Consider the following 13,096-nt stretch of genomic DNA (forward strand, 5'->3'; position numbering starts at 1 on the left):
TTATTTAGGCACCTCGAGCTTGTAGCCTACTCCCCATACCGTTGTAATCATGGCAGCGGCATCCGGAGATACTTTATTCAGCTTCTCACGAAGCCTCTTCACATGAGTATCTACAGTGCGAAGATCACCGAAAAACTCATAGTTCCAAACGTCTTTCAAAAGTTCTTCTCTGGAAAATACTTTGTCTGGCGATACAGCCAGATAATGAAGCAACTCGTATTCTTTAGGAGTCAGCGCTACCTCTTGTCCCCCTGCCGTAACACGATGAGCATCATGCTCAATAACAAGATTCGGGAATACGATATTATTGCTTGTATTCACCTCTTTGGACAAGTAAGCTGTAACGGAAGAGCGACGCAAGATCGCCTTAACACGATAAATAACCTCACGCGGGCTAAACGGCTTAACGACATAATCATCGGCACCCATTTCAAAACCTTGCACCCGATTCGTCTCTTCGCCCTTGGCCGTCAGCATAATAACAGGAGTTGATTTCACCTGACGCAATCTGGAACATACCTCGTTACCATCAATTCCGGGAAGCATAATATCGAGCAATATCAAATCGTAATCAGTCTCCAACGCCTTCTTCAAGGCAGTCTCTCCATCTTCCGCTTCTTCTATTGTAAAGTTTTCTTTCTCCAAGTACATGCGAAGCAAACGGCGAATACGCTCTTCATCGTCGACAACCAATATGGTCATTTTTCTTTCTGTCATTCGATATCATCCCTTTCCTCTTCAATAATCCATGATTAAACACCTGCGTATGAATGCAAACCTGCAATGACTAGATTTACGCCGATCAAGGTGAACATTACGACGATAAACCCGATGACGGCCAACCAAGCGGATTTTTTCCCCTGCCAGCCTCTCGAAAGACGGAAATGCAAATATGCCGCATAGTAGAGCCAAGTAATGAGCGCCCAAACCTCTTTGGGATCCCATCCCCAGAAACGTCCCCATGCTTCAGCTGCCCAAATCATTGCAAAAATAAGTGCACCTAAAGTAAAGATGGGATAGCCGATTGCGATGGCACGGTAACTGATTTCATCGATATCCTCAGGATCGATTCCTTTCATCAGAGGGCTAATGGCTGCAGACAATGGTTTTCTTGCGATCAAACGAAGAACAGCATATAGAATGATACCGCCGATTAATGACCAGATCACTGTATTCAGCTTTCTAGCCGCACCACTACCTTTAAACCAGGAAGGGGATTCGAATAATGGCTCCGTCATTCCAATGAATGGCTTCATTTCGATAACTTGCGAGTCTTTAGGCATAACAATTGGTGGAAGTACGTATTCTGCTGTTTGTTGTATCGCAGAGCCTTCTGTTGCCGGCAATGCAAACTTAGCGTTGTATCCTGCTGCGTTGAAGCTGAATATGGTAACAACGAAAGCAACAATGGTTACTAGAAAGAACATCGTTATTTCCACACCGAATCTTTCTTTTTTACCGGCCGGATCCTTAGTGTTGAAGTTAATCGTTCTAATCAAATACATCAAGCCTGCAGCAAAGCCTACTGCAAAGAACGCTTCACCTGCCGCTGCCGTAGTCACGTGGATTTTAAGCCAATAGCTTTGCAGAGCTGGTATTAACGGTTGAACCTCTTTAGGAAACACCGATGCATAAGCAATAATAATAATCCCTACTGGAAGAGCGAACACCCCTAGTACTTGGGAGCGATAGATAAAGTACACGATGATAAAGGCAAGCATAACCATCATAGCAAGGAATGTCATGAATTCAAACATGTTACTTGTTGGAATATGTCCCGCTTCTGCCCACCGTGTAAAAAAGAATGCTGCGTGACAGAGGAAACCTATGATGGAAAAAATTATCCCGGCTTTCCCCCACTTTTCACTTTTGGCTTCCGAATCTTCGCGATTCAGTTTCTTGCCCGTAATTCCGATGACAAAGATCATAAATGCCACGCTGTACACGATGAAAGCAAGAAACAACAACGTACTGCTGTCCACTACTACAACACCCCTGCCTCTAATGTCTTGGGATCTACTTGAATCCCGGATTTCTTGAGAACTTGTGCCACTTCATTACGAATGCCGAACCAATTTTTATTGGTGTGTGCTCCTAGTGACAGCTTCCCTTCGTCAATTCTTACCCAGACTCGGCGGTGATGCCAATAAAAGCCCATTACCAAACCAATCATGGATATGCCTGCTCCAACCCAAATGAATGGAAGCGCGCGATCCACCCGAATATTCAAGTAACTAGTATAAGAAGAGAAATTAACATCAGCCATCGAATTAACAGAAAGCTCCAACTTATTGGCAATATCACCGTTAATCTGATCCTGGGCAAACGTCTCCTTATCTACTTGTCTAGGAAAATAGATGAATGGCTGACCACCCGAAGAGAGCCCTGGCCCGGTTATATAAAATATAAACGCAGGTGCCTTTGCATCATTTGATTTCGTCATCGGAGCCCCTTTATCGTCCAAACCGAATTCAGGGAAATACCCCTTAAGCTTAAATTGATAAGGACCTACCTTGTACTCTTCAGCTGGACGGGTCATTGAAAGATCCATGCTGCCGTACACTTCTCCGGTCTGTTTATTTTTCAGAGAAGGTTTGACGGATATCAACAAGGGGTCTTCTTTGAAATCATATTGATAGGCAAGCAGTCCTTTATAATTAAGCGGCTTGTTTACGACAATATCTTGGCGGTGAACCTCTTCAAGCGTAGGCTCTTTAAGGGGATCATCGCAATTGGCCGTACATTTGTACAAGACTGCCTTGGTTTCGTAAATTTTGGCGACCGATTGCTGTTTGGCCCGAAAATCATCCGACATCTCGGCTTCCGAGTAATAGTCTACGGTGAATTTTTCGTTCTTCAAGTAGTAAGACGTTGAAGGAATTTTCACAGGTGTTCCTTCTGGGAAAGCTACGTATTGATCCATATTCCACCCGGGCAGGCTGCGCATAAGAACGGCTAGCAAGAAAATGATCAGCCCGATATGATTAATATAAGGTCCCCACCGGCTGAATCTATTTTTTTCCGCCAAAAGTGCTGTTCCATCCGTATGTACGCGGTAGCGCTGTTTCTTTAACAGAACGGCCGCATGATCAATCCATTCTTTCGATTTCTGTTCTACATCATCATTCTGAGTGAGTATGGGGCTATTGTAAGAAATCTTTTGCCTTAAAATAAAGCTGTTATGCTTACGAATTTGCTGTTTGTTCAGTGCGCGATACAGCGGAAGCACCCGATCCAGGCTGCAGACAACAAGCGAGGTACCTAGCATAAAGAGCAGTGTTATAAACCACCATGATTCGTATGTATGTGATAAGCCAAGCATATAGTAGATTTCACCGATCGTTCCGTATGTTTCTTTGTAGTAAGTAGAAGGATCGAAGTTAATAAAGTTGCTTTCTTGCGTAAAAATAGTACCCAGGGCGGCTCCTAACAGCGTGATAATGATAATATAGATGGCAATCTTCACGGATGAGAAAAAGTTCCATACCTTGTCAAGCAAACCCGGGTTTGCTTTCTGCGAACGTCTTGCCACACCGTCATAACGCATTTCGAGCGGTTCTGTGCTCTCATCATCATACAGCGGTTTGCCGCATGACTCACAAAGTACGGTTCCGACTAAATTTTGATGGCCGCATTCGCATTTTGTATTTTGAATCATGGTGTCCTCCTGAGGGCTTTTCGTAAAAAGCCTACGTCATAAGCTTAAGCTGCGTTTCCCTAAGAAACCAGCCTCGTTTTAATGCAATCTTTTAATGTTTCGTTTGTAAGCATTCCCATGTTTATGAATGAGTACATGCATCATTACGTAAAGGAGGTATCTCAAGGATAGCACTGCCTTTACGTAATTAATGCACATTTATTGAAGCTCGTAACACATTTTTTATTTACCGGATACCGAGATGGAAGCTAAAGTTTGCTCAATATAAGCTTCGTCCATTTCACCAATTTTAATCTTAGCGATCTTACCATCAGGAGAAATAAAAAAAGTAGTTGGATACTGCATAACCCCGTATCGTTTACGAGTCTCTTCGTTATCATCCAGTAAAACAGGAAAATTAATTTTGTATTGCTCCATGAAGCTTTGAACCGTTATCTTGCTTTCGCCCAAATTAAGACCGAGAATCGCCGTCGTATCCTTGTTCATCTTATCATACTGATGCTGAATTGCCGGCATTTCACTTTTACAGGGTGGGCAAAATGTACCCCAAAAGTTGACCATAACGGACTTACCCTTGTAATCGGAAAGCTTGTGCTGCTTGCCATCCAAATCTACCAATGAAAAATCGGGAGCTTTGGAGCCTTCGACAGGTTTCTTGTCCTTTGCGTATAAATTGTTATACAGCGTTAATGCGCCGATCACAATAACAACAGCAAATATGGCTATTTGAACCCAACGTTTATTTTGTCCCATTGTTTCACACCTCAAACGATCTAGTCGAGTCTATCCCCATTATATCGAAATTTGGCGTCAGCGCTTATTTCCCTTTTTGAATTTTATGTGTCTTGAGAGCGCTATCGATCAGTTCTTTCACTTCTTGAGGCCTCAAATGGCGGAATTTCCCCCTCGCTACCCCCAATAGAGGAATCGGACCGAATTGAACGCGTTTCAGCTTAATGACAGGAAACTGGATGGCTTCGAACATCCGGCGCACCTGACGGTTGCGTCCTTCATATATGGTCATAGATACTATAGTTTCATTTTTTTCCGGATTGACGTCGTAATATTCAACCTCGGCTGGAGCTGTCATTCCATCTTCAAGCTGAATGCCCGCTCTAAGCTTGTCCAACAAGGAGCCGTGCGGCACTCCCTTAACTGTAGCATGATATGTACGAGGTACGTGGTGCTTAGGATGTGTGAGCAAGTTAGCAAATTCACCGTCATTGGTGAGAAGCAGCAAACCTTCGGTATCATAATCCAGCCGGCCTACCGGGTAAATTCGCTCCTTAATTTCTTTCAAGAAATCTGTAACAATTTTACGACCGCCCGGATCGGATGCACTAGTGATTACGCCTTTCGGCTTATTGAACAGCACATAAACTTTCTTTTGCTGCCGGATAGCTCGTCCATCTACATGAATCACATCTTTTTGGGGATCAACCTTTACCCCTAAAGTTGTGACTACACTATCATTCACCTGCACGCGGCCTGCAGTGATCAATTCCTCACATTTTCTCCGGGAGGCCACTCCCGCTTCTGCCAATACTTTTTGTAATCGTTCCATTGGACTCTCTTCACCTCAAACCTAATGATACCTATCATCAGGTGAAATCACAAGCTGAGACCATGGGAAAAAAGCACCTGGGCACGAAATACTGTGCGGAAATATGTCGTCCGGTTGAAATCGGCATGTTTCTGCCAGTCGGATGATCAGTTTATTTAGAATAAATAGTTGTTCCCTCTCTTCTACTGTGAAGCTGTGACGGGGCTCAGAAAAATCACCTTCTACACAAATGTGGATGTAGAGGGGATCGGTTTGTTCGGAGGCGGGAATGATGGAGCCATCGCGGGATATAAAGAAATCGTAGCCTTTACCGTTAATGGAGGGACATACCGAATGATGGATAATAATACCGTAATACTGCACTCAGCTCACCTCTTAATCTGTTCGCTGGTACAGTATATGTGCGGAGAATTTAGGGGGTTCTAGGCGAAGACTAAATAACAGATCACAACAGAAGCAATGAATCCTACAGCATCGGAAATCAAACCGACCTTGAGGGCATAGCTTGCCTTGCGTATACCAATAGCACCAAAATAAACCGTAATGACATACAGAGTCGTGTCCGTGCTTCCTTGTATAGTTGAAGCAATGCGACCGATCATGGAGTCCGGCCCGAACTGCTGAACCAAGTCCGTTGTAAAAGCCAGCGAGCCAGCCCCTGTAAGTGGACGCAAAATAGCAAGAGGCAGCACTTCGCTTGGAATGCCTATTATCGCACATAAAGGCCTGACCCAACCGATTAGCAGCTCCATGGCTCCTGATGCCCTGAATACACTAATTGCCACCATCATACCAACCAGATGCGGAATAATCCGAATGGCCGTATCAAAGCCTTCTTTAGCCCCGTCCACGAACGATTCGTAGACGGGAATTTTGCGGTATGCAGCAAACAATGGGATAAACACAATAATGACTGGGATCGCCCAAGCGGAGATCATATTAACAAATGAGTACAACTTCGATCATCCTTTCCCTCGGGGATTAGCTGGGGGAGTTCGGAACAAAGGCGTATTGCGACGGCGGTACCACTTATCTACCGCAATGGCAGCTAAAGTCGAAATAAAAGTGGCTACTAAAGTTGTACCGACTATATCTGTAGGATTCACGGATTGATAATTCATACGAATAGCGATGAGAGTCGTAGGGATTAATGTAATACTCGCTGTATTGAGTGCCAGGAGCGTACACATTGCTGGACTAGCCATCTCTTTGTTCGGATTAAGCGACTGAAGCTCCTGCATCGCTTTAATTCCCATCGGAGTCGCCGCATTGCCTAATCCTAATATGTTCGCACTCATATTAGACATAATGTAACCGATAGCAGGATGGTCCTTTGGAACACTAGGAAATAGGAAGCGGACGAACGGTCTTAACAAAACCGCTAACTTTTGAAGCAATCCTGCATCCTCCGCAATTCGCATCATACCTAACCAAAATACCATAACACTGATGAGTCCAAAGCAGACGGTAACTCCGCTTTTAGCTCCTTCAAACGCTGCTTGTGTGACCAGTTCAATGTTCCCTTTGACCGCAGCAACAATAAAACCGGCAACAATGAAGAACAACCAAATGAAATTCACCATAGTCCCGTGTCTCCTTTCCGCTATCGTTATACAGCGCGCCCAGTGAATAAAACACGGACCAGAAATTGTACGATATACAGCCACTTTTGAGTATAGGTTGCGGTTCCTTGCTCAGATGCCTGGAAGGAAAATGCGGAATGTTCTTGCTGCTTTAATCTAGGGCTGTCTTTATCGTACAGCGGCACACTGCCGATCGATTGGCCATTAAGGCTGTATGTGAGAGAGCCTCTTTCACCAAGGCGATAGCTCGTTGAGGTTGGATCTATCAGTTGTATTTTAGAAGTAAATTGACCTTTCTCCGAATCGAGCACCGGATAAGCAAAGCTGGTTCCTGCCGCAAATTCCGTTCCTTGTACAACGTCTCCCTTGCCGATAAACTGCTGTAATGGGAAATTTTTAAATCCGTAATCCAATAATTTGGCATGATCGGCCCAATCATCGCCATCATTCAGCGTCACAACAGCCAGCTGCTGTCCGTTGCGGGTAGCTGATGAAACGAGGCATCGTTTCGCCGTTTTCGTATACCCTGTCTTCACACCGTCAGCCCCTTCATACAAGCTGAGCATTTTGTTCTTGTTTAACCAGGAATAATCCCAAGCTTCGTTCGGATTAGGCGCTTTCTTGACCTTGGTCTTAACGATGTCCTGGAAGACTGGGTTGTGAAGCGCATGTGCGGCCAGCTTGGCCATGTCATTAGCTGTGGAATAATGACCGTCGGCATCGAGGCCGCTCGGATTCTTAAAGCTTGACCGGCTCATTCCTATCAGCTTCGCCTCTTCGTTCATCATATAGGCAAACCCTTCCACAGTCCCTCCCACGTGCTCTGCTATAGCCGTTGCCGCATCATTACCAGAACGAAGCATCATGCCATAAAGCAAATGATTCATACTCATTTCTTCGCCCAGCTTTAAATAAATGGAGGAGCCCTCTTTACCGGCTGCATTCTTGCTTACTTGTACCATATCCGATAGCTTGCTGTTCTCTATAGCGACAATGGCGGTCATTATCTTGGTCAGACTGGCTATCCGCATTTGTTTGTCCCCTTGCTGGCTGTACAATATCCGTCCTGAGGTGACATCAATCAATGCTGCCGCTTCCGCATGCGTAGAAACAGGAGGAGCGGCTTGTACAGCAGCAGGCCAGCCTGCCGAGATAAAAAGGTATATACCTAGAATCAACAACGAACCCAATCTTTTCATGTGGCTCCGATCCTCCTAAACATAATGCTACTCCTCGCATTGAGCGTTCACCTCCGCCTTAGATTACGCTGAGGAGGAACGATAATACTTTGCTTCGTTAACGGGACATCTTGTACATATATATGCTTATCCACCTTGGTTATGAGTTACAAAACAAATAAAAAAGCTCTGCATGAACGATCCTTCGTTCATACAGAGCAAACTTCGTGCTACCACAGTGCGTGTAGAGGTGCAATACAATCAGGCTCATCATAACGCACATTCCCCACCTTAGGATCGACCTCGTAAGAGGTCATAAGCTCAGCAGGATATGGGGCCAGAAGAGGCTTTAGTCTTTGCACATCCGTAATGGTTCGGTCGAGCCATATTGATTCCGATTCACTATTTAAAATTACAGGCATTCTTTCATGAATACTGGCAACAAGTCGATTAGGCGTCGTTGTAATGATGGTACAGGTATGCAGCCGTCCACCGTCGGCTTGAATCCATGTATCGTATAAACCCGCCATTCCAAAGAGTGCACCGTCTTTTAGCGTAAACCGAATTGGCTGCTTACTGCTCTTCCCTGTCTTATTCCACTCGTAGAACCCATCGGACGGGATGAGACATCTTTTCCTAGTCAGCAGTCGTTGAAATGACGGCTTCTCCGTCACTGTCTCTGCGCGCAAATTGATCGGATTAGCTCCGCTCTTCTCATCCTTCGACCAATTCGGAACGAGCCCCCATCGCAGCTCGCCTAAACGTCGTTCCTGTACCGTTTCCCCACCTATTATCGAAGGGATCCACTGTCCCGGAGCAATATTATATCGCGGGGCATACTTAGCTGCTATGCTGTCTCCCAGCATGAAACGGAGCATCAGCTCCTCCAGCGTTACGGTAACCGTGTACCGTCCGCACATTAATGTCCACCCCAATCATCCACACTGCTCACAAAGACGGTTAGCTTCTCTGACAAATCGACCTCATAAGGCTGTGTTTTTTGCCCATCAGCATTCTCAAACACGCGAATGATTGGGCGTTGCGGTACAGCAGGATTTATGTTGACAACGACTCCTTTTTCTCCTGTGCTCAATACAACCGAAAGACCTAATGGATAAATGGCTACATTGTCTCTGAATAGTGCGACTTTTTTATGCTCATACAAAGTACCAACGCCTGCAAACAATATTTCCATAGCTTGATGTGGAAGCATAGCTAATCTATAGGGCCGGTGCGTAGTCATTGCATCATAGCTGTCTACAATGGCAATCCATTTGGCATATTCGTGAATCTCTTTATCTTTTATCCCTCGAGGGTAACCGCTCCCATCAAGCCGTTCATGATGCTGAAATGCACAATGTGCTGCGATAAGAGGAATGTTCGGCTCGTCCTTCAATAATTTAAATCCTATCTCCGCATGAGTCTGGAGCTCGGCACGCTCGGCATCCGTCAATGGCCCTGGCTTTTTCAGCATATCCTGATTGATTTTCGTCTTTCCAATGTCGTGTAATAGAGCTCCGATACCTAGAGTTAAGATATCATCCTGCTTGTATCCGGAAGCCATGCCGAGCATGGTAGCATAAATACAAACATTAAGTGAATGCTGGTACAGGTAGGTATTCATTACGTTCATATTCATCAACATAATCAATGCATCTTCTCTGGAGTCCAGATCCTCTATAATCATTTTCATGACATTTCCAAATGCTTTTCCCATGAAATGATTTTTAGAAAATTTTTGTCTACTGTTGCCTTCAATCATCAATCTGAATTGAGTGCGGATTTCGGTAAGAGCCCTGATTTTCGTTTCATCCGAGATAGGATCTTCAATATGTACATCGCTTGTTGCTTCATCTTCAATGTATAAAAAATCGATGCCAAGCTGCTGAAGACGATTAAGTACCGTCTGTGTAAGCTCAACATGCTCTTTAAGTAAAATGACACCTTCCTCGTTAAAAATGCATTTCCCTAGTTTCATGCCGGGAATACAGGATCGCGTAGGAATTAAACGCACGAAAAAAACCTCTTTCATTATTGACTCATAACTTAAATATAAAAGAAAGCCCCTCAAAGAGCAACCATCATTAGAAGTAACGAAAGCAAAGCTGCCCAAATAATTTGAGCAGCCGGCAATAATTTCACTCCATACATATACTGATAAAATGCCGCTAAACAATAAAATTTTGGTTCTCAATATTGTTCGTCACATGGGAACCATTTTCGGTCATACCGGGCTTATTCCCCTTCATCATGCTTTGAATGCGATCCACAACCGTTGGTGCAGAATCAATGAGGCGTTCAAGCAAATGCGTTTGGTTATCCAACGGTACAATTTTTACACCATGCTTCCCTACGACCAGAAATGCAATCGGTGTGATGGATACCCCGCCGCCGCTACCTCCACCAAAAGGAAGAGCCACTTGCGCATTCATCGAATCGTTCCGATGGCTTCCAGTATTATTGCTGTCATCCGTTGAAAATTCGCTGCCGCCCGCCGCGAAGCCGAATCCCACTTTGGAAATTGGCATAATCACGCTGCCGTCCGGCGTTTCAACAGGATCGCCAACAATGGTGTTGACATCAACCATTTCTTTTATATTTTCCATTGCAACCTTCATTAAGCCTTCAATCGGATGTGTTGTCATTTAGTCTCCTCCTCTTCGTCTCAACACTTGATACTCAGGGAATCCTGTCGCATCATTAGCATCTCCCGAAGACGATGGGCCTATGTAATGGTAAATAATTTAGCCATCCGCGACTTGTCATGAAGCTTTAAATAATACCTTGCGCCACATTCGTAAACCGCCCTTTATTTTCATGATGCGACCCAGCAAGCGGCAACCAGCAAGCATTACTTCATATACGCGGATTTTGGCCAGTACCTGAACTTCCGATGAAAAAGTAACTACGTTATATTGCGGAATCACTTGAAGGACTGGTCTTGTTTCCAACTGCACGAATCGAAACAGATAACCAAGAAGAGATGATTTAAGCCCCCACACCATTCCAGCTGTCATTGCTGTTTCTGGAGCATCTCCAACACCTACGTTTGTTTTCCAATAAAATTCGGTGCAGCGCACCTGATGTAACGTCTCTCTAAACCAACTGTTAAATTGAAAGCAATGGGCTAACAGTAATTGAAAATTCTCAATAGCTTGTTTAATTTTCTCATTTGTGAGATTGTTTTTTGTTCCTTGCTCCAGCTGGTTATTCGCTTTATTAACAATTTCCGTTTTATAATCCACGCCTTCGGTTACATTTAAAAATTTGACAACTGGGATAGCTATTCGCTGCTTCACCAAACCATACATCGTATGTACATCGACAACAATCTCATCATCCTGCCTTTTACGCACAATAGTGAACCTGCACTGCATGCTGCTGCAAGCAAGAAGAGCCAGAAGGACAATTACCGCTCCCAAGATCCAAGGCCAAATCATGTTCTACCTCCCGCACGCAATTACCTTCCCCAGGGACGGGGAGACCTATCAGAACCACATGCTTTGCATGATTATACAAAGCAAAATAACTCCTTATTCGAGAAGCTCCGCTTCCGTTCATTCAGGAGTTAGTATAGCCCTGCGATGGTAAAACATGCGTTGAAATATAACTACTTTGCTACTCGGATTGGGATACGTCCTCGAATGTGATCTGCTGACCATCCAGCTTATCAAAAAGTAATCTTGTCTCTTCCTCCAGATTGTCGTCATTTTGGAATAACGAGGTTTCGGGCAGCTCCTCAATAGAGGCTAGAGCAAAATAATCCAAGAACGCTTTCGTTGTACCGTACAATATCGGACGACCAGGCGCATCCGCCCGATCGACCTCTTGAATCAAATCTTTTGCAACTAATGTCTGAAGCGCACGTTCTGCCTTAACTCCACGAATATCTTCAATTTCTACCCGAGTAATCGGTTGCTTGTAGGCCACTATAGCTAAGGTCTCCAAAGCAGCTTGAGATAAGGAAGAACGAGAAGGTGAGTAGGCCAAACGTTCAAAGTAAGGAGCATGCGCAGGAAGTGTTGTTAATTGATAGGCGCCCGCTAATTCAACAATTTGCAAGCCGCGGCCGCTTCTATGGAAGTCAGCCTGAAGGTCCAGCACAAGCTCTCTGACAAAATCAGCATTTTGCTCTAACACTTCAGCCAACTGTTTGGCATCCAGACCCTCGTCTCCTGCCACAAACAGCAAGCCCTCAATAACTGATTTCATCTGTTGAAAATCCATGTGCCGTTCCTTCCTCTCTTGCCTGAATCACAATATCCTCAAATAATTTATGTTGATAGCAGACGACAACCTTAACTTTCATTAATTCCAGCAGTGCCAAAAAAGTCGTTACAATCCCTTCTTTGGTCGTGTCGCTACCCACTAACTTGGAAAACAACACTTTCCCTCCGGCTTCCTCCAAGTACTGGACAACCTCTCTCATCCGGTCCTTAACCGATATTTCATCCTTGCGGATTTTGGCAACCATGTTACGGCTGGACATCCGGCTCAACGCTCTTTGGAACGCACGTACCAAGTCGGCTATATGCAGACCTTTTACAGGGTTCTCAACAACCGCTGGGACATATGGAGTCAGGTCCTCGGGTTCCCTCGTGTAGATCAGACTCCGCTCCAGCTCCTTGTCTCTTAGATGATCGGCAATCGCTTTATACTTGCGGTATTCGATCAGCTTGGCGACCAGCTCGGCACGGGGGTCGTAATCCTCATCCATCATATAATCATCGTAATCCATCTCTATAACCGGAGGCTTAGGCAGGAGCATCTGGCTTTTGATCGACAGAAGCGTCGCCGCCATAACTAGAAATTCGCTTGTAACCTCCAGTTCCAGCTCCTGCATAGCATCCAAATACTCCATGTATTGATCTGTTATTTCTTTGATCGGGATGTTATAGATATCAATTTCTGATTTATCAATTAAATGTAATAGTAAATCGAGGGGGCCTTCAAACGTATCCAGCTTGTATGTAACCTTTTCCAAGTAGAATTTCCCCCTAAGGGTTTTGCGTAGCAAAACCTTCTTCGTAAGCATAGACTAAGATTTTCCGAAGAAAATCATCTTCGAAAGCATTTCATATTCATGGGATAACCGAGCATTTCCGCGCTTTAA

General features: G+C 44.6%; 15 protein-coding genes. All 15 read right to left on the reverse strand.

Annotated elements, in window-relative coordinates; all coding sequences use genetic code 11:
• Positions 1-717 (reverse strand): response regulator transcription factor, encoded by a 717-nt coding sequence (locus BP97_RS0108425; RefSeq protein WP_028548705.1) that lies wholly within the window; start codon positions 715-717, stop codon positions 1-3.
• A 35-nt stretch (positions 718-752) separates the two neighbouring features.
• Positions 753-1,928 carry a cytochrome c biogenesis protein CcsA gene (gene ccsA, locus BP97_RS0108430; RefSeq protein ID WP_081823995.1) on the reverse strand — a complete coding sequence of 392 codons (1,176 nt, stop codon included), beginning with the start codon at positions 1,926-1,928 and terminating at the stop codon, positions 753-755.
• Between the two features lie 56 nt (positions 1,929-1,984).
• Positions 1,985-3,658, reverse strand: a complete 1,674-nt coding sequence (gene resB, locus BP97_RS0108435; protein ID WP_028548707.1) for a cytochrome c biogenesis protein ResB — start codon at positions 3,656-3,658, stop codon at positions 1,985-1,987.
• A gap of 222 nt (positions 3,659-3,880) precedes the next feature.
• Entirely contained in the window at positions 3,881-4,411 is a 531-nt protein-coding gene (resA, locus tag BP97_RS0108440) for a thiol-disulfide oxidoreductase ResA (protein WP_028548708.1), read from the reverse strand.
• Between the two features lie 64 nt (positions 4,412-4,475).
• Complete coding sequence (locus BP97_RS0108445; RefSeq protein ID WP_028548709.1) at positions 4,476-5,222, reverse strand: pseudouridine synthase; 747 nt, start codon at positions 5,220-5,222, stop codon at positions 4,476-4,478.
• A 21-nt stretch (positions 5,223-5,243) separates the two neighbouring features.
• Positions 5,244-5,585 (reverse strand): hypothetical protein, encoded by a 342-nt coding sequence (locus tag BP97_RS39595; RefSeq protein WP_081823982.1) that lies wholly within the window; start codon positions 5,583-5,585, stop codon positions 5,244-5,246.
• 59 nt (positions 5,586-5,644) lie between these two features.
• Positions 5,645-6,178 (reverse strand): spore maturation protein, encoded by a 534-nt coding sequence (locus tag BP97_RS0108455; RefSeq protein ID WP_028548710.1) that lies wholly within the window; start codon positions 6,176-6,178, stop codon positions 5,645-5,647.
• A 6-nt stretch (positions 6,179-6,184) separates the two neighbouring features.
• Entirely contained in the window at positions 6,185-6,805 is a 621-nt protein-coding gene (locus tag BP97_RS0108460; protein WP_028548711.1) for a nucleoside recognition domain-containing protein, read from the reverse strand.
• A 26-nt stretch (positions 6,806-6,831) separates the two neighbouring features.
• Entirely contained in the window at positions 6,832-8,004 is a 1,173-nt protein-coding gene (locus BP97_RS0108465; protein WP_028548712.1) for a D-alanyl-D-alanine carboxypeptidase family protein, read from the reverse strand.
• 209 nt (positions 8,005-8,213) lie between these two features.
• Positions 8,214-8,903: an SOS response-associated peptidase gene (locus tag BP97_RS0108470; protein ID WP_028548713.1), complete on the reverse strand. Its 690-nt coding sequence runs from the start codon at positions 8,901-8,903 to the stop codon at positions 8,214-8,216.
• Positions 8,903-9,997, reverse strand: coding sequence for an HD-GYP domain-containing protein (locus BP97_RS0108475; RefSeq protein WP_028548714.1), 1,095 nt, complete (start codon positions 9,995-9,997; stop codon positions 8,903-8,905). Before BP97_RS0108475 ends, BP97_RS0108470 begins: the two co-directional genes overlap by 1 nt.
• A 154-nt stretch (positions 9,998-10,151) precedes the next feature.
• Complete coding sequence (gene ytfJ / locus BP97_RS0108480; RefSeq protein ID WP_028548715.1) at positions 10,152-10,628, reverse strand: GerW family sporulation protein; 477 nt, start codon at positions 10,626-10,628, stop codon at positions 10,152-10,154.
• Positions 10,629-10,745: 117 nt separating this feature from the next.
• The gene (locus BP97_RS0108485) at positions 10,746-11,423 is read right to left on the reverse strand and encodes a DUF2953 domain-containing protein (RefSeq protein WP_028548716.1); all 678 of its coding nucleotides are present in this window, start codon (positions 11,421-11,423) and stop codon (positions 10,746-10,748) included.
• 178 nt (positions 11,424-11,601) lie between these two features.
• Positions 11,602-12,210 (reverse strand): SMC-Scp complex subunit ScpB, encoded by a 609-nt coding sequence (gene scpB, locus BP97_RS0108490; RefSeq protein ID WP_028548717.1) that lies wholly within the window; start codon positions 12,208-12,210, stop codon positions 11,602-11,604.
• Positions 12,179-13,018, reverse strand: coding sequence for a segregation and condensation protein A (locus BP97_RS0108495; RefSeq protein WP_051620455.1), 840 nt, complete (start codon positions 13,016-13,018; stop codon positions 12,179-12,181). The genes scpB and BP97_RS0108495 overlap by 32 nt, the downstream gene beginning before the upstream one ends.
• Between the last annotated feature and the right edge of the window lie 78 nt (positions 13,019-13,096).

Source organism: Paenibacillus sp. UNC451MF, assembly GCF_000686845.1.
Classification (GTDB): domain Bacteria; phylum Bacillota; class Bacilli; order Paenibacillales; family NBRC-103111; genus Paenibacillus_S.